This window comes from Marinobacter sp. UBA3607 (genome assembly GCF_002375525.1).
Taxonomy (GTDB): domain Bacteria; phylum Pseudomonadota; class Gammaproteobacteria; order Pseudomonadales; family Oleiphilaceae; genus Marinobacter; species Marinobacter vinifirmus.
In genome coordinates, this window is the sequence record NZ_DFLY01000016.1 from 16,753 (window position 1) to 37,354 (window position 20,602).

The window sequence follows — 20,602 nt, forward strand, 5'->3', positions numbered from 1 at the left end:
CACGAAAGCCACAAAATCACACGAAAAAAATAAAAGCTTATTAAACAGAAAACCCGCCATGAAAGCGGGTTTTCGTGTTACTGACTAACTGAAAAATCAGTCAGCGAAGTCAGTCGGCTGTTCGCCTTCCTTAACTTCCTTCATGGACAGCTTAACGCGGCCACGGTTGTCGACATCCAGAACCTTAACCAGAACTTCCTGACCTTCGCTCAGCTCGTCAGTCACGTTCTCGATACGGCGCTCGGAGATCTGGGAGATATGTACCAGACCATCCTTACCCGGCAGGATGTTAACGAAGGCACCGAAGTCCACAATGCGCTCAACGCGGCCCTTGTAGATTGCGCCCACTTCGATCTCGGCAGTGATTTCCTTGACCCGGTTTACAGCAGCCTGAGCGGCGGCGGCATCAGCGGCGTAGATTTTCACGTTGCCGTCGTCATCCAGGTCGATGGACGCACCGGTCTCGTCGCAGATACCACGGATGGTAGCACCACCCTTACCGATAACATCACGGATCTTGTCCGGATGGATCTTGATGGTGGTGATGCTCGGAGCGCGCTCAGACAGCTCGGCGCGGGGCTCGGCGATTACCTTGTTCATCTCGTCCAGGATGTGCAGACGCGCAGCGTTGGCCTGCTCCAGGGCGATTTCCATGATTTCGTCGGTAATACCCTGGATTTTGATATCCATCTGCAGGGCAGTTACGCCGTCTTTGGTACCGGCAACCTTGAAGTCCATGTCGCCCAGGTGATCTTCGTCACCCAGGATGTCTGTCAGAACCGCGAACTTGTCGCCTTCCTTGACCAGACCCATGGCGATACCGGCAACCGGCGCCTTCAGGGGCACACCCGCGTCCATCAGCGCCAGGGAAGAACCACATACGGAAGCCATGGAGCTGGAACCGTTGGATTCAGTGATCTCGGATACCGCACGGATGGCATACGGGAATTCTTCGATGGTCGGCATAACCGCGGCGACACCACGCTTGGCCAGGCGACCGTGACCGATTTCGCGACGGCCCGGGCTACCCATACGGCCAGCTTCACCTACGGAGTACGGAGGGAAGTTGTAGTGGAACAGGAACGGGTCTTTGCGCTCACCTTCCAGGGCATCGATGATCTGCACGTCACGGGTGGTACCCAGGGTGGCCGTTACGATGGCCTGGGTCTCGCCACGGGTGAACAGGGCGGAACCGTGAACGGACGGCAGTACACCAACTTCGACCTTGATCGGGCGAACGGTCTTGTTGTCACGGCCATCGATACGCGGCTTGCCTTCGATAACCTGCAGACGAACCACAGACTTCTCGACCTTGCCGAAGTACTTCTTCACTTCCTCTTCGGAAGGCTGGCCTTCGTCTTCACCGGCCAGCTTTTCAACGGCGGCAGATTTGATCTCGCCCAGACGCTCGTAACGGGCCATCTTGTCGCGGATCGCGTAGGCTTCTTCGATGGCACCACCGAATTCGGCCTTGATCGCGTTCAGCAACTCGGTGTTCTCTGCCTCAGGCTGCCATTCCCAGCGCGGCTTGCCGTTTTCAGCAGCAAATTCCTTGATGGCGTTGATGGCAGTCTGCATTTCCTGGTGGGCGAACAGTACGGCGCCCAGCATCTGGTCTTCAGTCAGGCCCTTGGCCTCGGACTCAACCATCAGTACCGCTTCGTCGGTACCGGCCACAACCATGTCCAGCAGGGAGCTGCCCAGCTCTTCGAAGGTCGGGTTCAGGAAGTAGCCTTTTTCGTTGGTGTAACCCACACGGGCAGCACCAATCGGGCCGTCGAACGGGATACCGGAGATGGCCAGGGCTGCAGAGGCAGCCAGCATGGCAGCGATGTCCGGGTCCTGGTTCTTGCTGGACGACATAACCGTCAGCACAACCTGGACTTCGTTCATGTAGCCGCTCGGGAACAGCGGACGGATCGGACGGTCGATCAGGCGGGAGGTCAGGGTCTCTTTCTCGGACGGACGACCTTCACGCTTGAAGAAGCCACCCGGGATTTTACCGGCGGCGTAGGTTTTTTCCTGGTAGTTCACGGTCAGGGGGAAGAAGCCCTGGCCCGGCTTGGGCTCTTTGGCGCCTACAACGGTGCCCAGAACAGAGATGTCACCACAGCTCACCAGTACTGCGCCAGTGGCCTGGCGGGCGATGCGGCCAGTTTCCAGGGTGAAGGTTTCGCCACCCATTTCGAATGTTTTAATACGTGGTTGCAGATCCACAATAAACTCCTGCTTTTTTCAGTTATGAACTCGGGTTTCAACTGCAGCAGCTTGACCTGTGAACCGAAAGGCAACCCGTCTGAAAGCTAACAGGCTGTTGTAAAACCCCGGCTGGGACTGTGGTTTCCCGACAGCACCCGGGCTTTCAACAACCTGCTATCAATATCGGCTTTCCATTAGACAGAGAAAATCCTTCGGTTTCACTGACAAATCAACTGCAGTAAAAAATTACGGGAGAAAAGCGCGGTAAAGGCCGGGACACGCCCGGCCTTTACCTTCAGGTCGAAACCCGGATTAGCGACGCAGACCCAGACGCTGGATGAGTTCCAGGTAACGGTCGGCGTTTTTACGCTTCAGGTAGTCCAGCAGCTTACGACGCTGGTTTACCATCCGGATCAGGCCGCGGCGGGAATGGTGATCCTGCTTGTTGGCCTTGAAGTGATCCTGCAGCTTGTTGATGTTGGCGCTCAGCAGAGCTACCTGAACCTCAGGGGAACCGGTATCGCCATCACCTTGCTGAAAATCCTTAACGATCTGAGCTTTCTCACTGGCAGAAAGTGCCATATTACACCTCATAGGTTGCGATGCTGTTAAATCCGGCCGAACCGCGCATCTCTACAGCCCGGCTAAACAACGGCGGGGTTACCGGCCGTTGTTTTTTACCAGCCGGCGCGGCACCAGATTGGTGTCGTCGCCTTCCGGCATAGCTTCAGCCAGCCCCACAAAGGAACGGTCGCCATAAATGCGCACGAAGCCTTCCAGAGACTGACCGGGTATTCTAACCGGTTGTCCGTTCAAGATCGATACCAGCGCAGGCCCCGCCAACCGGTGCTCGGGGAACATGGTCAGGGCGCTTTCCGGCGGCAGCAACAGGCCATCCAGGCTCTCGCCCCGCTCACGCATGGCTTCCAGGTCTTTGACATCACGGGCATTTGCCAGGGTGTAACCGGAGGCCAGGGTTCTGCGCAGGGCAGACACATGGGCACCGCATCCCAGAGCTTCGCCGATATCTTCGACCAGTGAGCGAATATACGTACCCTTGGTGCAGGTAACCGCCAGGTCGAGCTCCTGCTCGCGCACCGCCAGCAACTTCAGCTCGTAGATGGTGACAGGCCGGGCTGGCCGGTCGATCACGATGCCTTCGCGGGCGTATTCGTACAGGGGCTTGCCCTGGTGCTTCAGGGCAGAGTACATGGAAGGAACCTGCTGGATATCGCCCCGGAAGTTTTCCAGGACAGCCTCCACCTGCGCTTCGGTCAGCGCCGGCACCGGCTTTTCTTCCACCACCGCACCTTCACTGTCGCCGGTTTCGGTACGAATACCCAGCTTCGCAGTGGTGATATAGGCCTTGTCGCTGTCCAGCATCATCTGGGAGAACTTGGTGGCCTCTCCGAAGCACAGCGGCAATACGCCGGTGGCGAGCGGATCAAGCGCTCCGGTATGGCCGGCCTTGGCCGCACCATACAGGCGCTTGACCTGCTGCAGGATTCCGTTGGAGGTAACGCCCTGAGGCTTGTCGATCACCAGAATGCCGTTTACATCACGGCCTTTGCGTCTACGGCTCAAGCATCACGCTCCGGGTTGTCGGAAACGGGATCGTCGTTGTCGTCCCGGGGTACGGCCGGCTTGTCGCCTACCGCCTCGCGGATCAACCGATCCATCTTCCGGCTCTGGCCCAGCAGGGTATCGAAGTGAAAGCGCAGGTGGGGAACCACCCGCAATTTCATCGCACGGCCTACCTGGCCCCGCAAAAAGCCGGAGGCATTGTTCAGCACTGCCAGCGATTCCTTCACCTCGGGCGATTCCTCGGTGAGTTCTTCGGTAGACAGCAGTGAAACATAGATATCGGCGTAGCCCAGGTCACGGCTGACCTTTACGTCGTTCACCGTGACCATACCAACGCGAGGGTCTTTCACCTCGCGCTGGATGAGCTGGGCCAGCTCACGCTGCATCTGGTCGCCAATGCGTTCTACGCGACTGTATTCCCGTGCCATCAGGCCCCCGTGGATTCAAGCTGACGTTCAACACGGACGCGATCGAATACTTCGATCTGGTCGCCCACTTTCACGTCGTAGCCTTTAACACCGATACCACATTCCATACCGTTGCGAACTTCCGGCACGTCGTCCTTGAAGCGACGCAGGGATTCCAGCTCGCCTTCGAAGATCACCACGTTGTCACGCAGTACGCGGATCGGCTTGTTCCGGTATACGGTACCTTCGGTCACCATACAGCCAGCCACCTGGCCGAACTTCGGTGAACGGAACACGTCGCGCACATCGGCGATGCCCACGATATCTTCGCGGAACTCCGGCTTGAGCATGCCAGTCAGGGCTGCTTTCACATCATCGATCAGGTTATAGATGATGCTGTAGTAGCGCAGATCCAGGCCTTCCTGCTCAACCAGGCGCTTGGATGCAGTATCCGCACGCACGTTGAAACCGAAGATAACGGCGTTGGTGGCCATGGCCAGGCTGACGTCGGTCTCGGCAATGCCGCCCACGCCAGAGGACACGATCTTCACCTGAACCTCTTCGTTACCCAGGTCCTGCAGGGCCTTGGTAATGGCTTCCAGGGAACCACGCACGTCGGTCTTGAGCACAACGTTGAGGGTTTTGACCTCGTCCTTGCCCATGTTCTCGAACATGTTTTCAAGCTTGGCCGCCTGCTGGCGCTGCAGACGCTGTTCACGCTCGCGGGTCTGACGGAATTCAGCCAGTTCCTTAGCCTTCTTCTCGTCGGCTACGGCGAAGAACTCGTCACCGGCGTCTGGTGTGCCGTTCAGGCCCAGAATCTCGACCGGGATGGAAGGGCCAGCTTCTTTTACCTGGCGCCCGGCTTCGTCGGTCATGGCGCGAACCTTACCGAAGAAGGAACCCGCCACCACCATGTCGCCCTGGCGCAGGGTACCGTTCTGAACCAGAACGGTGGCTACGGAACCACGGCCACGCTCCAGGCTGGATTCAACCACAACACCTTTCGCAGCCGCATCCGGAGAGGCTTCCAGCTCGAGGATCTCGGCCTGCAGCAGTACCGCTTCCAGCAGGTCGTCGATACCCATACCGGTATGCGCTGAAACCGGCACGAACTGAACGTCGCCGCCCCAGTCTTCCGGAATCACGTCCAGCGCAGACAGCTCGTTCTTGATGCGGTCCGGATCGGCTTCTTCCTTGTCCATCTTGTTGATGGCAACCACCAGGGGTACGCCTGCAGAGCGGGCGTGCTGAACGGCTTCCTTGGTTTGCGGCATAACGCCGTCATCGGCCGCCACCACCAGGATAACGATATCGGTACACTGGGCACCGCGAGCACGCATGGCGGTGAACGCCGCGTGGCCCGGGGTATCCAGGAAGGACACCATGCCGTGATCGGTTTCTACGTGGTAGGCACCGATATGCTGGGTAATACCACCGGACTCGCCGGCAGCAACCTTGGCGCGACGGATGTAATCCAGCAGCGAGGTTTTACCGTGGTCAACGTGACCCATCACGCTGACAACCGGTGCCCGCTTGATTTTCTCTTTGCCTGAGTCGTCGCCGGTGATTTCACTCAGCACTTCTTCTTCAAAGGCATCTTCGCTGACAGCCCTGGGCTTGTGGCCCAGCTCTTCGGTTACCAGAACCGCAGTTTCCTGGTCCAGCGCCTGATTGATGGTGGCCATTACGCCCATACCCATCAGGGTCTTAATAACATCAGCGGCTTTGACAGCCATACGCTGGGCGAGGTCACCTACGGTGATGGTTTCCGGAATCTGTACTTCTCTTACCATGGGCTTGGTTGGCCTCTCGAAAGCATGACGCTTTTCTTTCGGTTTCTTTTTAGCCCGCGGCTGCTTGCGAGGACGGTTTTCTTCGTCGTCCTCGGAAATAACAAGAGGTTCTTCAACCGGACGGCTGCGAGGGCCGCGATGACCAGCCTGTTTCTTCTTGGGCTTGCCTTCTTCGATTTCGTCGCCGCGCTCGCGTACCTTTTCTTTTTTCTTCTTGGGCTTGCGATCCCGTCCTTCATCTTCCGGCGGAGGCATGGGAATGTCCTCCGGTGCCGGCTCGGGCTCCTGGGCTTTCTTCGGCTCGGCAGCAGCCTGTTCCTGCTCCGGCGCCGGGGCAGCAGCGGATGTCTCCGGCTGTGCCTGTTCTGCAGTTACCTGCGGTGCCTGTTCCGGCGCTTGCTGTTCCGCTACCGGCTGCTCTGCCACTTCTTCCGGCTTCGGTGCTGCCACCTCCGGCTCGGGCTGCAGTTCCGCACGCTTGATATAGGTGCGGCGCTTGCGTACTTCCACGTTCACGGTTTTTGCCTTGCCGGCCTTCAACGTGGTTGTGGTTTTACGCTTCAGGGTAATCTTGTTCGGCTCTGCCTGGGCTTCACCGTGGGTCTTTCTCAGATAAGCCAGCAACTGCTGCTTCTCATCACTGGTGACAGCGTCGTTCTCACTGCGGGCTTTCAGGCCCGCTTCAACGATCTGCTTCAGCAAACGATCCACGGGAGCGCCTACATCTGCGGCCAGTTGTTTTACCGTTACTTCAGCCATACTGGTCCTCCTCTCCCGAATCAGGCCTGGTCTTCAAACCAGGGTGCGCGTGCGATCATAATCAGCTGACCGGCGCGCTCTTCATCCATACCTTCAATATCAAGCAGATCATCCACAGACTGCTCGGCCAGATCTTCCATGGTACGAACACCCATCCCGGCGAGTTTGAACGCCAGGCCACGGTCCATACCTTCCATATTCAGAAGATCTTCAGCGGGTTCTGCACCCTCCAGGGCTTCTTCACTTGCCAGCGCCTGATTCAGCAGCACGTCTTTGGCACGGCGGCGCAATTCAGAAACGGTGTCTTCGTCAAAGCCCTCGATCGCCAGCATTTCTTCCATCGGTACATAGGCCACTTCTTCGATAGACGTGAAGCCTTCTTCGATCAGAACACCGGCAAACTCTTCATCAACGTCCAGGTGAGCGGTGAAGTGCTCAACCAGGCGGTTGTATTCCTGTTCCTGACGCTCACCGGCTTCTTCTTCGGTCATCACGTTCAGGGTCCAGCCGGTCAGCTCAGTGGCCAGGCGAACGTTCTGGCCATTACGACCGATGGCCTGCGCCAGATTATCTTCAGCGACGGCGACATCCATGGTGTGACGGTCTTCGTCCATCACAATGGAGGCCACTTCTGCCGGTGCCATGGCGTTGATCACCAGCTGCGCGGGGTTGTCGTCGTACAGCACGATGTCTACACGCTCGCCGCCCAGCTCGTTGGAGACCGCCTGCACGCGGGAGCCCCGCATACCAACACAGGCACCCACAGGGTCGATCCGGCGATCGTTGGTCTTCACCGCGATCTTGGCGCGGGAACCGGGATCACGGGCGGCGCCACGGATCTCGATCAGGTCTTCGGCGATTTCCGGAACCTCGATGCGGAACAGTTCGATCAGCATCTGGGCATCGGTACGGCTGAGAATCAGCTGCGGGCCGCGATGATCAGTACGGATTTCCAGCAGCAGGGCACGTACCCGGTCACCCATGCGGAAGGTTTCCCGCGGGATCAGGTGTTCACGGGGCAGCAGCGCTTCGGCGTTACCACCGAGATCTACGATAACGTTGTCCCGTGTCACCTTCTTGACGGTGCCGGACACCAGCTCACCGATGCGATCACGGTAGCTGTCGACAATCTTCATGCGCTCGGCTTCGCGCACTTTCTGGAAGATGATCTGCTTGGCGGCCTGGGCACCGATGCGCCCGAATGCCACAGATTCCACCTTCTCTTCGTGCATGTCGCCCGGCCGGAGATTGGTATCAATCTCTTCGGCTTCCTGCATGGTCAGCTCGGTGCCCAGTGCCGGAACCGCATCGTTGTCTACCACCAGCCAGCGGCGGAAGGTCTCGTATTCGCCGGTACGGCGATCGATAGCAACCCGGATGTCGGCTTCTTCGTCTTCGTAACGTTTTTTGGCAGCGGTAGCGAGTGCGAGTTCGATCGCCTCGAAAATCACATCCTTCTCGACGCCTTTCTCGTTCGAGACGGATTCCACTACCAGCAAGATCTCTTTACTCATTGGATTGCCCTGCCCTCAAAATAATCGATACATCTACAGATTTGTTCGAATGTGTCATTCAAAAACCGGAATGATGTTGGCCTTTTCAATACTGTCGTACGGCAACAGGTACTCGTGGTCATCAACCACGACCACAACCTCGTCACCCTCGACGCCTTTGATCAGCCCCTGGAATTTGCGACGACCCTCGAAGGCCATGCACAGCTTGATCTGTACTTTATGGCCGACAAACGCCTCGTACTGTTCCAGGCGGAACAACGGCCGGTCCATACCCGGGGAAGAAACCTCCAGGGTGTACTCGCTCTGGATGGGGTCTTCCACATCCATCACACCGCTGACCTGCCGACTGACTTTTTCACAGTCTTCAATGCTGATGCCGTTTTCGGCATCATCAATAAACACCCGGAGCATGGACTGATGCCCGCGGGAACGAAATTCAATGCCCCAGAATTCAAATCCGAGCCCTTCCACTACCGGGCGCAGGATGTCTTCCAGTTGTTTAAGCTTGGCTGACAAGTGTCGCCGCCTCCGTATTCAGATTTTCAGGGTACAAAAACAAAAAAAGGGCTGTTAATCAGCCCTTTTATGCACCAGGGCCCTTGCGCCAGGCCCCTTAATCAAAAAGCCCCTGAAAATGGGGCCTTTTGTTGCAAGAATTCGCAGAAAGCTAACCCAACCATGCTCTCTGCCGACAGACACCTGGCCTGCCTGGAAGCCAGAAAAAACACTGACTCCAATAACCGCCGGAGTATAGAGGACACCGCGCGGAGTGGTCAAGGACTGACCAAAAAAAACGGCCTGGGTTTGCCAAGCCGTCTTCTTCAAATATGGTGCCCGGGGCCGGACTCGAACCGGCACAGCTTTCGCTACCACCCCCTCAAGATGGCGTGTCTACCAGTTTCACCACCCGGGCAACACTCTTTACTCGAGGTCAGGGAGATCAGACTCCCCGGCCCCGGCTTCGCTACCTGCGCCTTCTTCAATAGCCGGCGCGCTGGCATCACTTGCAGGGGCCTGGGTAGATTCCTGAACTGTCGGAATACCCGCCTCACCTGCTACTTCAGCGCGCTGCTTGGCAAAGATCGCTAGCGAAAAACTTGTCACAAAGAAGACAACCGCCATCAGGGTGGTCATCCTGGTCAGGAAGCTGCCGCTGCCCTGACTACCGAAAACCGTCTGCGAGGCACCGCCACCAAATGCCGCACCGGCATCCGCGCCCTTGCCCTGCTGGATCAGAACCAGGCCCACCAGCGCCACGGCGATCACGACGTGAACTACAACTACCAGTGTTTCCAACCAATCCATACAGACTCTCGTAAACGTTTCGGATTACGCACCCGCCGGGAATGCCCGACAGATACTGATAAACTCATCGGCCTTCAGCGATGCTCCGCCAATAAGACCACCATCGATATCCGGCTCTGAAAACAGAGCGGCCGCATTATCCGCTTTTACGCTGCCGCCGTAAAGTACCGAAATGGATTCGGCAGGCGCTTTCATGCTCGAAAGCACATTGCGGATTTCCGCATGCATAGCCTGGGCGTCCTCTGCGGTTGCGGTTCTGCCCGTGCCAATAGCCCAGACAGGCTCGTAGGCAACAACCACCTGCGACCAGCTTTCACCCTCAACACGGGCCAGCCCGCGTATCACCTGGGTGGCCACAACACGCTCGGCATCACCGGCCTCACGCTGCTCCAGGGTCTCCCCAACGCACAACACCGCCGTCAGACCGCTTTGCAGAACCTGTTCAACCTTGGCTGCAACCATTTCATCGGTCTCACCAAACAACTGGCGACGCTCGGAGTGCCCAACCAGCACGTAGCCGCAACCCATATCACGGGCCATGTCGGCGGAAACTTCACCGGTGTAGGCGCCGGACTGCCACTGACTGACGTTCTGGACACCTGTCGCCAGGTCGTCTCCTGCCTCAGCCTGAACAGCACTTACATACAGCGCAGGAGGAATAATCACCACCTCTGCACCGTTATCGAGACGGCCAGCCTGCTCGCGAACCGGGCCAACCAGTTGCTGCACCAGGTCTTTCGACCCGTTCATTTTCCAGTTACCGGCTACAATCCTGCGACGCATACTTATTCTCAGCTATCCCGAAAACCCTGAACAAAAGGGAGCGCGAACTATACAGCAGTCATTTCCTGCACACAACCCGCTCCCCGCACCGCCACTCAGGGGTTTGAACGCTCCACCACCCGGGCCAGCTCTTCGGCCACACGGGTAATTTCTGCGGCATCCCGGCCCTCTGCCATCACCCGGATCAGCGGCTCGGTTCCGGATGCCCGCAACAAGATACGACCGGCATCGCCCAGGCCGGCTTCAGCCTGGCGCACAGCCTCGACAATATCCGCGCGGGAAAACGGATCAAAACGCTGCGCCACCCGCACATTCACCATTTTCTGGGGCAGCTTGCTCATTCCCTGACGCAGCTCGCTCAGGGTTTTACCGGAATTGCGCACGGCCAGTAACACCTGCAGGGCAGACACAATACCATCGCCGGTGCTGGTGCAGTCACGAATGACCATATGGCCGGAACCTTCACCCCCGACCACCCAATTGTTAGCCAGCAACCGCTCCATCACATAGCGGTCGCCCACTTTCGCCCGCTCGAACTGGATGCCGAGTTCACGCAGGGCCAACTCAACGCCCAGGTTGGTCATCAGGGTACCCACCACACCGCCTTTGAGGCGCCCTTCGGCCTGGCGCTGGTACGCGAGAATGTACAGCAGCTCATCGCCGTCCACCTCGGAGCCGTCACGGTCAACCATCAGCACCCGGTCACCATCGCCATCGAAGGCAATGCCAAGGTCGGCTTTTTTCTCGGCAACTGTCTGCTTCAGAGCATCCAGGTGGGTGGAACCAACATTCAGGTTGATGTTCAGACCATCGGGCGCGGCACCGATCACGGTAATCCTTGCACCCAACTCCCGGAACACCTTGGGCGCCACGTGGTAGGTGGCACCGTGGGCACAATCCAGGACGATATGCAGGCCATCGAGGGTAAATTCGTTGGGCACGGTGCTCTTGCAGAATTCCACGTAGCGACCGGGCGCGTCATCAATCCGGGTCGCCTTGCCCAGTTCGTTGGGCTCACAGACCTTGATGGGCTGGTCCAGCCAGCGCTCGATTTCAGCTTCCAGGGCATCGTCCAGCTTGGTGCCGGCGGCAGAGAAAAACTTGATGCCGTTGTCATGGTGCGGGTTATGGGACGCACTGATAACGATACCGGCAGAGGCGCGGAAGGTACGGGTGAGGTAGGCAATGGCCGGTGTCGGCATCGGGCCCAGCAGCTTCACATCCACTCCGGCGGCAGACAGGCCGGCCTCCAGGGCCGACTCGAACATATAACCGGACAACCGGGTGTCCTTGCCGATCAGCACACTGTTGCGCTGGCCATCTTTCTTGAACGCCTGGCCGGCAGCCCAACCCAGGTGGAGCATGAACTCCGGGGTAATCGGGCCTTCGCCAACATGGCCGCGAATGCCATCGGTACCAAAATATTTACGTTCGGACATCAGATTGCCTCCTTAACCGCCGCTACTACCTTAACGGCGTCTACCGTTTCCCTTACATCGTGCACCCTGAGGATACTCGCACCTTTCATGGCCGATATTGTCGCGGCCGCGAGGCTTGCGGGCAACCTTTCATTCACATCCCGGCCGGTGATTGCTCCCAGCATGGATTTGCGGGACAGACCGATCAGCAGCGGATGGCCCAGCATGTGCAACTGCTCCAGGGTCGCCAGCAACTGCACATTGTGCTCGACGGTTTTGCCAAAGCCAAAGCCGGGGTCCAGGATGATCTTGTCCGGGTTCACCCCGGCGGCCTCTGCCACGCGCATGCGCTCGGTCAGAAACGAGCTGACTTCCCGGCGCACATTCCGGTAACGGGGATCGTTCTGCATAGTGTCCGGCTCACCCTGGATGTGCATGATACACACAGGAATATCCGCCTTCGCCGCCACTTCCGGTGCTCCGTCACGCTGCAGGGCACGGACATCATTGATCAGCCCCGCGCCGAGCTTTGCGGTTTCTGCCATTACCGCCGGGTTGCTGGTGTCTACGGAAATAACGGCATCCAGCTCCCGGGCAATGGCCTCGACCACCGGGCACACCCGGTCCAGCTCCTCCTGGGTGGAAACCTCTGCCGCTCCCGGCCGGGTGGATTCACCGCCTACATCAATAAATACTGCACCGTCCGCCACCATCTGGCGGGCGCGGATCATGGCGGATTCCAGCGAATTGAAGCGACCACCGTCCGAAAACGAATCCGGGGTTACATTCAGGATGCCCATTACATGGCACAGGGAGAGATCCAGTTCACGGCCGGCAAAGTTCATTTTCATAGCGAGGATTCCAGGGGCAACACTTTCGGGGAAACAAAAACAAACGCCGCCCGGAGGCCGGGCGGCGCGTTATATCACTCAGGCTTCGGCTGCGAGTCAGTGCTCGCCGGCCGGGCGCCCTACTCCGGGCTGGCGCCCGTCGTCAGAGCCTTTCGGCTCCGGAGCCTGCTCCGGCTCTTCAGCCTTTACGCCACCGGCGGGACCACTATCGCCCCAGTTCTTCGGCGGGCGCGGCTCTTTGCCGGCCATGATGTCGTCAATCTGGAAGCGATCGATGGTTTCGTACTTCATCAGCGCTTCCGCCATCATGTCGAGCTTGTCCCGGTTATCAATCAGGATCTGCTTGGCGGTCTCGTAGCAGGTATCAATGATGTTACGGACTTCCTCATCAATACGCTGTGCCGTTTCCGGCGAATACACGGTATGAGACTGCCCGGCAGAACGACCCAGGAACGGCTCTTCGCTGTCGGTATCGTACTGCAGCGGGCCCAGCTTCTCGGACAAACCCCAGCGGGTGACCATATTGCGGGCCAGGCTGGTGGCTCGCTCGATATCGTTGGACGCACCGGTGGTCACACCCTCAAAGCCCAGAGTCAGCTCCTCGGCAATACGACCACCGAACAGGCTGCAAATCGAGCTGGTCAGGTAGCGCTTGGAGTGGCTGTACTTGTCCTCTTCCGGCAGGAACATGGTGACACCCAGTGCCCGGCCACGGGGAATAATACTGACCTTGTAGACCGGATCATGCTCCGGCACCAGTCGACCCACAATCGCATGGCCAGACTCGTGGTATGCGGTATTCCGCTTTTCTTTCTCGCTCATCACCATGGACTTGCGCTCGGCGCCCATCATGATCTTGTCTTTTGCCAGCTCCAGCTCTTCCATGGACACCAGGCGCTGGTTACGGCGCGCCGCAAACAGGGCGGCCTCGTTCACCAGGTTGGCCAGGTCTGCACCGGAGAAGCCGGGAGTACCACGGGCAATCACAGCCGGATCGATGCCATCGGCAAGGGGCACTTTCTTCATGTGCACCTTCAGGATCTGCTCGCGACCCAGGATATCCGGCAAGCTCACCACCACCTGGCGGTCAAAGCGGCCCGGGCGCAACAGCGCAGGGTCCAGCACGTCCGGACGGTTGGTTGCGGCGATCACGATAACGCCTTCATTACCCTCAAAGCCGTCCATCTCAACCAGCAACTGGTTCAGGGTCTGCTCGCGCTCGTCGTGTCCGCCACCCATACCAGCGCCACGATGGCGACCCACGGCATCGATCTCGTCAATAAAAATGATGCAGGGGCTCTGTTTCTTGGCCTGTTCGAACATGTCGCGAACACGGGAAGCACCCACGCCCACGAACATTTCCACGAAGTCTGAACCAGAGATAGAGAAGAACGGCACCTTGGCTTCACCGGCAATGGCCTTGGCCAGCAGGGTTTTACCGGTACCGGGAGGACCTACCATCAGCACACCCTTGGGAATGCGGCCACCCAGACGCTGGAACTTGCTCGGATCGCGCAGGAAATCCACCAGCTCTTTGACGTCTTCCTTCGCTTCGTCGACACCAGCCACGTCAGCAAAGGTGGTCTTGATCTGATCTTCGCTCAGCAGGCGCGCCTTGCTCTTGCCGAACGACATGGGGCCTTTGCCGCCACCGCCGCCCTGCATCTGGCGCATGAAGAAGACAAACAGGGCAATGATGATCAGTATCGGGAATGCGGCCACCAGCAGCTGAGTCCACAGGCTCTGGCGCTCCGGTTCCTTACCGATCACCTCAACCTGATTGGCCAGGAGATCGTCCATCAGTTTGTTATCGGATACCTGCGGGCGGATGGTCTGGAACTGGGAGCCGTCACCACGGACACCCTGCACCTGCAGCCCATCAATCGTCACCTGCCGTACCTGGCCCTGCTGGACCATTTCGACAAACTGGGAATAGTTAACTTGTTGCCCGCTGGTGGTGGGAGTGAAATTCTGAAACACCATCAGCAGCACGGCGGCTATCACTAGCCAGAGAACCAGATTTTTTGCCATATCGTTCAAGGATCATCACCTGTGAATTGCAGGGCTGCCGCGTCGAAGCCGCGAACCCTTTTCCGACACCTTACACTAATTGTACGTTCGTAAACCAGAAACGGCCTAAGGGAAAACGGCCGCACTACCACCTATATTGGGCACTCCGGGGCCGATTGCAACGCCGGTTGTAAGTGAATACGACCATTTGTGGCGATGCGCTATCTGTTACAATCACGAAATTATACGACGTTGTCAGCCAGTTCGCCGCTGACCTTTTGTTAATTGCACCGATAAAGAGATTACATCATGAGTCTGTCACCGGAACAGCGCCGGGAATACCGGGCCATTGCCCACAATCTGAAGCCCGTCATCATTGTTGGCGACAAAGGCCTGTCCGAGGGGCTCCAGGAAGAACTGGAGCGAGCCCTGAACGACCATGAGCTGATCAAGATCAAGGTAGCCAGCACAGACCGCGAAGCCCGCCAGGAAGCCATCCAGGCCCTGTGCGAAAGCTCCGGCGCCGAGCTGGTGCAAACCATCGGAAAAATCGCCGTCATCCTGCGCCGGGCCAGGAAGCCGAATCCGAAGCTGTCTAACCTGCTAAGGAATAAGTGATAAAAAAAGCCGGCTCGGATAACCCCAGCCGGCTTTTTTGTGTACGCGGATTTCGTCAGATGTATTCTACTTCGGAAATCTCGTACTCCACGGTACCCGACGGGATGCGGATGGCCACCACATCGCCTTCGTTTTTGCCCACCAGCGCCCGGGCGATGGGAGACGATACCGACAGTTTGCCGGCTTTGATGTCTGCCTCGTCTTCGCCCACGATCTGGTAAGTCACTTCTTCATCGGTGTCCATATTCACCAGGTGCACTGTGGTGCCGAAGATCACCTTGCCAGTGTTCTCCATGGTGGTTACGTCGATCACCTGAGCCACTGACAGCTTGCCTTCGATTTCCTGGATACGGCCTTCGATGAAGCTCTGCTGTTCACGGGCTGCGTGGTATTCGGCGTTTTCCTTGAGATCTCCGTGTTCACGGGCATCGGCGATAGCCTGGATGACCCGCGGACGATCTTCGGACTTCAGCTTTTTCAGCTCCTCGCGCAGACGGGCTTCGCCGGTCTGCGTCATGGGTACTCTTTCAGCCATAATCTTACTTCCCTGCGTGTAGGTCCTGGAGGCGACGAACGGTGCGCTCCGGGCCAAATTTGATTGCGCGGCAGAAGGCTTCGCCACCCGCCAGCGTCGTTGTGTAAGTTACCTTGGTCTGCAAGGCGGACTGGCGAATCTGCGCCGAGTCGGAAACGGCCTTACGACCTTCGGTGGTGTTAATGATCAGCTGAACCTTGCCGTTCTTGATGGAGTCAACAATGTGCGGCCGGCCTTCACCAACCTTGTTGACCCGCTCAACCTCGACACCCTCGGCTTCCAGAGCCTTGGCTGTACCGGTAGTGGCGACAATCCGGAAGCCGGCATCAACCAGGTCGCGGGCAACCTTAGCCGCGCCCGGCTTGTCGACGTCACGAACCGACATAAAGGCCACACCCTTGGCCGGCAGGCGCTCACCCGCGGCCAGGGACGCCTTGGCGAAGGCTTCGTCGAAGCTGTCACCCAGCCCCATCACCTCACCGGTAGACTTCATTTCCGGGCCGAGGATCGGGTCAACCGCCGGGAACTTGTTGAACGGGAACACGGACTCTTTCACCGCATAGTAAGTCGGCACGATTTCCTGGGTGAAGTTCAGTTCTTTCAGGGTCTTGCCGGACATTACGCGAGCCGCTACCGCCGCCAGGGACACACCGATGGCCTTGGATACGAACGGCACGGTACGGGAAGCCCGCGGGTTCACTTCGATCACGTAGATCTCGCCGTCCTGCCAGGCCAGCTGCACGTTCATCAGGCCGATAACATCCAGCTCGATGGCCATTTTCTTGACCGCTTCGCGCATGTCATCCTGCACTTCTTTCGGCAGGCTGTAGGGCGGCAGTGAACAGGCAGAGTCACCGGAGTGAACACCAGCCTGCTCGATGTGCTGCATGATGCCACCGATAACCACGTCGGTGCCGTCACTGATGGCATCGATATCCACCTCGATGGCGGCATTCAGGAAGTGGTCCAGCAATACCGGGCTGTCGTTGGATACCAGAACGGCACTGCGCATGTAACGCACCAGCTCGGTTTCGTCATAGACAATTTCCATGGCACGGCCGCCCAGCACGTAGGATGGACGAACCACCAGCGGATAGCCGATTTCGCGGGCCGCCAGGATACCTTCTTCATGGCTGCGCACGGTGGCGTTCTGGGGCTGTTTCAGGCCCAGGCGCTGGATCATCTGCTGAAAACGCTCACGGTCTTCGGCACGGTCAATGGCATCCGGGCTGGTGCCGATAATGGGCACACCGGCAGCTTCCAGGCCACGGGACAGTTTCAGCGGGGTCTGACCGCCGTACTGCACAATGACGCCCTTCGGTTTTTCGACGTTGATGATTTCCAGTACGTCTTCCAGGGTGATCGGCTCGAAGTACAACCGGTCGGAGGTATCGTAGTCGGTCGACACGGTCTCCGGGTTGCAGTTGATCATGATGGTTTCGTAACCGTCTTCACGCATGGCCAGGGCCGCGTGCACACAGCAGTAGTCGAATTCGATGCCCTGGCCGATACGGTTGGGGCCGCCACCGATCACCACAATCTTCTCGCGGTCAGACGGCTCCGCCTCGCACTCTTCCTCGTAAGTGGAGTACATGTAGGCGGTGTCGGATGCAAACTCAGCCGCACAGGTGTCTACCCGCTTGTAAACCGGGCGAATGCCCAGATCGTGGCGCAGCTTGCGCAGGCTGACTTCGGAAATACCCAGCAGCTTGGCCAGGCGGGCGTCGGAGAAGCCCTTGCGCTTCAGGCGGAACAGGGTGGCCTTGTCGATATCGGCCTTGCCGGCGGATTTCAGGGCCTGCTCTTCTTTGACCAGGTCTTCAATTTGCACCAGGTACCAGGGGTCAACCTTGGTATGACGGAACACTTCGTCAACCGTCATGCCGGCGCGGAAGGCATCACCGATGTACCAGGCACGCTCGGCGCCGGGTACGTTCAGCTCCCGGATCAGCGTTTCGCGGCTGCTGTCCGAATCCAGCTCGTCCAGCTTCTCGTCAAAACCATCAGAGCCCACTTCCAGACCACGCAGGGCTTTCTGCATCGACTCCTGGAAGGTACGACCGATGGCCATGACTTCACCCACAGACTTCATCTGGGTGGTCAGGCGGGCGTCGGCCTGGGGGAATTTCTCGAAGGTGAAGCGCGGAATCTTGGTAACCACGTAGTCGATGCTGGGCTCGAACGAGGCCGGGGTTACGCCTCCGGTAATTTCGTTCTGCAGCTCATCGAGGGTGTAACCGATGGCCAGCTTGGCCGCCACCTTGGCAATCGGGAAACCGGTGGCCTTGGAAGCCAGCGCGGAGGAACGGGATACCCGCGGGTTCATCTCGATCACGACCATACGGCCGGTGTCCGGATTGATACCGAACTGCACGTTGGAACCGCCGGTTTCCACACCAATTTCACGCAGCACCGCCAGTGAGGCGTTCCGCATGATCTGGTATTCCTTGTCAGTGAGGGTCTGGGCCGGGGCCACAGTGATGGAGTCACCGGTGTGCACGCCCATGGCATCGAAGTTCTCGATGGCACAAACGATGATGCAGTTGTCGTTTTTGTCACGAACAACTTCCATCTCGTACTCTTTCCAGCCGATCAGGGACTCGTCAATCAGCAGTTCGTTGGTCGGAGACAGGTCCAGGCCACGGGTACAGATTTCCTCGAACTCATCCTTGTTGTAGGCGATACCACCACCGGAGCCGCCCATGGTGAAGGACGGACGGATGATGCAGGGGAAACCGATATCCTCTGACGCTTCCCAGGCTTCCGCCATGGAGTGAACGATCGTCGCACGCGGACATTCGAGGCCAATCTTTCTCATGGCCTTGTCGAAACGGTCCCGGTCCTCGGCCTTGTCGATGGTATCGGCGTTAGCGCCGATCATTTCAACGCCGTGCTTCTCCAGCACGCCATGCTTTTCCAGGTCCAGCGCACAGTTCAGTGCGGTCTGGCCGCCCATGGTGGGCAGCAGGGCGTCGGGTTTTTCCTTTTCGATGATCTTTTCGACCGTCTTCCAGGTGATCGGCTCGATGTAGGTGGCATCGGCCATGGCCGGGTCGGTCATGATGGTGGCCGGGTTGGAGTTCACCAGGATAACCCGGTAGCCCTCTTCGCGCAGCGCCTTACAGGCCTGGGCTCCGGAGTAGTCGAATTCGCACGCCTGCCCGATCACGATGGGACCAGCGCCCAGGATCAGGATGCTTTGGATGTCTGTACGTTTTGGCATGTCTCGGTAAACCTGTCAGCAACTTTTGAATTCTTGCAGCGCGGTGTTCAGCGCCGGTGAGCTATCGTCGATGGCCTTGCCCTCAGGCAGATCGCGCTTCCATCAGCTGGATAAACTCGTCGAACAACGGTGCCACATCGTGGGGGCCTGGGCTGGCTTCCGGGTGACCCTGGAAGCTGTAGGCCGCCTTGTCGGTGCGGCGAATGCCCTGCAGGGTGCCGTCAAACAGCGACTTGTGGGTGGCTTCCACATTGGCCGGCAGGGTTGCTTCGTCTACCGCAAAGCCGTGGTTCTGGCTGGTGATCATCACCGTGCCCTTGGCAATGTCCTGCACCGGGTGGTTGGCGCCGTGGTGGCCGTGGCCCATTTTCATGGTCTTGGCACCGCTGGCCAGGGCCAGCAACTGGTGACCAAGACAGATGCCGAATACCGGAATCTCGGTTTCCAGCACTTCCTGGATGGCTTTGATTGCGTAGTCGCACGGCTCGGGGTCGCCAGGGCCGTTGGACAGAAAGATACCGTCCGGGTTCATGGCCAGCACTTCCGAAGCCGGGGTTTGCGCCGGCACCACGGTGATGTCGCAACCACGGGCAGCAAGCATGCGCAGGATGTTGAACTTTACGCCGTAGTCCCAGGCGACAACCTTGAACTTCGGAGCAGACTGTTCACCGTAGCCATCGGTGATGTCCCACTCGGTCTGGTTCCACTGATAGGTTTTCTCGCTGGTTACTTCCTTGGCCAGGTCCATACCCTTCAGGCCCGGGAAGGCCTTGGCCAGTTCCAGTGCACGCTCGGCGGTGGCATTCTCGCCGGCAACGATGGCGCCGTTCTGGGAACCTTTGTCACGCAGGATACGGGTCAGGCGGCGGGTGTCGATGTCCGCAATGCCAACAATGTTGTTGCTTCGCAGGTAGTCATCCAGGCTCTGCTGGTTACGCCAGCTGCTGGCGATCAGCGGCAGGTCACGAATGATCAGGCCGGCGGCGTGGATGCGGTCGGATTCTACGTCTTCGCCGTTCACACCGGTGTTGCCGATGTGCGGATACGTCAGGGTGACGATCTGGCGGGAGTAGGACGGGTCGGTCAGGATTTCCTGATAGCCGGTCATGGCAGTGTTGAACACTACCTCACCGCTGGTTTCTCCGTCTGCGCCGATGGCGGTGCCGTAGAAGAGGCTTCCGTCTGCGAGTGCAAGGATTGCTGGTGTGCTCAAGGCTTGTATCCTCATCGAGTGGCGTAAGTTCGTCACGAACAGGAACGCAAGCGCAAATTCAGGTTGCAAAAAAGCGAGACAGAGTAAAAACCCGGTCCCGCTTTCTTATAAACTTTTCAAAGGTACGCTTGGTGCAGTCAAATCGCCTTATTGTAAGCGATTCTGGCCGTTTTTGTCCACGGGGATTTGTCCAGTCGTCTTTGACGCAACTCCGGCCGAAGGTTCGGGTCGCTCTTCCGAAAACCGCTACAAGCTCGTCCATGAGCGCTTATTTCAGGCCATCCATGGCCTTCAAAATTTTCGGAAGAGCGACCCGAACCTTCAGCCTCAGTGTTAGCCTCACACGAAAAGCAACTCTTCAGTCTTTTTCCGTGTCCTTCCGAGATG

Annotated in this window: 16 protein-coding genes and 1 tRNA gene; 1 reads left to right on the forward strand and 16 read right to left on the reverse strand. The window is 58.4% G+C overall.

Annotated features, from left to right (window positions below; genetic code table 11):
- Positions 1-96: 96 nt before the first annotated feature.
- The 13 genes from pnp to ftsH form a co-directional block, all read right to left on the reverse strand.
- Positions 97-2,211 (reverse strand): polyribonucleotide nucleotidyltransferase, encoded by a 2,115-nt coding sequence (pnp, locus tag B2589_RS06135; RefSeq protein WP_286815961.1) that lies wholly within the window; start codon positions 2,209-2,211, stop codon positions 97-99.
- A gap of 300 nt (positions 2,212-2,511) precedes the next feature.
- On the reverse strand, positions 2,512-2,781 hold the full coding sequence (rpsO, locus tag B2589_RS06140) for a 30S ribosomal protein S15 (protein ID WP_011786757.1): 270 nt from the start codon (positions 2,779-2,781) through the stop codon (positions 2,512-2,514).
- 78 nt (positions 2,782-2,859) lie between these two features.
- The gene (gene truB, locus B2589_RS06145) at positions 2,860-3,783 is read right to left on the reverse strand and encodes a tRNA pseudouridine(55) synthase TruB (RefSeq protein ID WP_232902566.1); all 924 of its coding nucleotides are present in this window, start codon (positions 3,781-3,783) and stop codon (positions 2,860-2,862) included.
- Positions 3,780-4,211 carry a 30S ribosome-binding factor RbfA gene (gene rbfA / locus B2589_RS06150; RefSeq protein ID WP_022988293.1) on the reverse strand — a complete coding sequence of 144 codons (432 nt, stop codon included), beginning with the start codon at positions 4,209-4,211 and terminating at the stop codon, positions 3,780-3,782. Before rbfA ends, truB begins: the two co-directional genes overlap by 4 nt.
- On the reverse strand, positions 4,211-6,745 hold the full coding sequence (gene infB / locus B2589_RS06155; protein ID WP_286815958.1) for a translation initiation factor IF-2: 2,535 nt from the start codon (positions 6,743-6,745) through the stop codon (positions 4,211-4,213). Before infB ends, rbfA begins: the two co-directional genes overlap by 1 nt.
- Before the next feature lie 20 nt (positions 6,746-6,765).
- Positions 6,766-8,259 (reverse strand): transcription termination factor NusA, encoded by a 1,494-nt coding sequence (nusA, locus tag B2589_RS06160; RefSeq protein WP_022988295.1) that lies wholly within the window; start codon positions 8,257-8,259, stop codon positions 6,766-6,768.
- A gap of 54 nt (positions 8,260-8,313) precedes the next feature.
- A complete protein-coding gene (gene rimP, locus B2589_RS06165) occupies positions 8,314-8,775 on the reverse strand; it encodes a ribosome maturation factor RimP (protein ID WP_286815959.1) in 462 nt (153 codons plus the stop codon).
- A gap of 312 nt (positions 8,776-9,087) precedes the next feature.
- Positions 9,088-9,172 (reverse strand) — tRNA-Leu (locus B2589_RS06170).
- Positions 9,173-9,180: 8 nt separating this feature from the next.
- Positions 9,181-9,564, reverse strand: a complete 384-nt coding sequence (secG, locus tag B2589_RS06175; protein ID WP_058341798.1) for a preprotein translocase subunit SecG — start codon at positions 9,562-9,564, stop codon at positions 9,181-9,183.
- A gap of 24 nt (positions 9,565-9,588) precedes the next feature.
- A complete protein-coding gene (gene tpiA / locus B2589_RS06180; protein ID WP_199457083.1) occupies positions 9,589-10,347 on the reverse strand; it encodes a triose-phosphate isomerase in 759 nt (252 codons plus the stop codon).
- Positions 10,348-10,442: 95 nt separating this feature from the next.
- On the reverse strand, positions 10,443-11,786 hold the full coding sequence (gene glmM, locus B2589_RS06185; protein ID WP_286815960.1) for a phosphoglucosamine mutase: 1,344 nt from the start codon (positions 11,784-11,786) through the stop codon (positions 10,443-10,445).
- On the reverse strand, positions 11,786-12,616 hold the full coding sequence (gene folP, locus B2589_RS06190) for a dihydropteroate synthase (RefSeq protein ID WP_022988300.1): 831 nt from the start codon (positions 12,614-12,616) through the stop codon (positions 11,786-11,788). Before folP ends, glmM begins: the two co-directional genes overlap by 1 nt.
- A 96-nt stretch (positions 12,617-12,712) precedes the next feature.
- Complete coding sequence (gene ftsH / locus B2589_RS06195; RefSeq protein WP_269802601.1) at positions 12,713-14,656, reverse strand: ATP-dependent zinc metalloprotease FtsH; 1,944 nt, start codon at positions 14,654-14,656, stop codon at positions 12,713-12,715.
- Between the two features lie 279 nt (positions 14,657-14,935).
- On the opposite strand from ftsH, the gene yhbY reads away from it, so the two are divergent.
- Positions 14,936-15,244 carry a ribosome assembly RNA-binding protein YhbY gene (gene yhbY, locus B2589_RS06200; protein WP_094623617.1) on the forward strand — a complete coding sequence of 103 codons (309 nt, stop codon included), beginning with the start codon at positions 14,936-14,938 and terminating at the stop codon, positions 15,242-15,244.
- A gap of 55 nt (positions 15,245-15,299) precedes the next feature.
- Here the strand turns inward: yhbY and greA are convergent, their stop codons facing one another.
- The 3 genes from greA to carA form a co-directional block, all read right to left on the reverse strand.
- The gene (gene greA / locus B2589_RS06205) at positions 15,300-15,779 is read right to left on the reverse strand and encodes a transcription elongation factor GreA (RefSeq protein WP_081697550.1); all 480 of its coding nucleotides are present in this window, start codon (positions 15,777-15,779) and stop codon (positions 15,300-15,302) included.
- Between the two features lie 4 nt (positions 15,780-15,783).
- A complete protein-coding gene (carB, locus tag B2589_RS06210; RefSeq protein ID WP_058341802.1) occupies positions 15,784-19,002 on the reverse strand; it encodes a carbamoyl-phosphate synthase large subunit in 3,219 nt (1,072 codons plus the stop codon).
- Between the two features lie 82 nt (positions 19,003-19,084).
- A complete protein-coding gene (gene carA, locus B2589_RS06215) occupies positions 19,085-20,215 on the reverse strand; it encodes a glutamine-hydrolyzing carbamoyl-phosphate synthase small subunit (RefSeq protein WP_206768869.1) in 1,131 nt (376 codons plus the stop codon).
- Positions 20,216-20,602 lie beyond the last annotated feature (387 nt).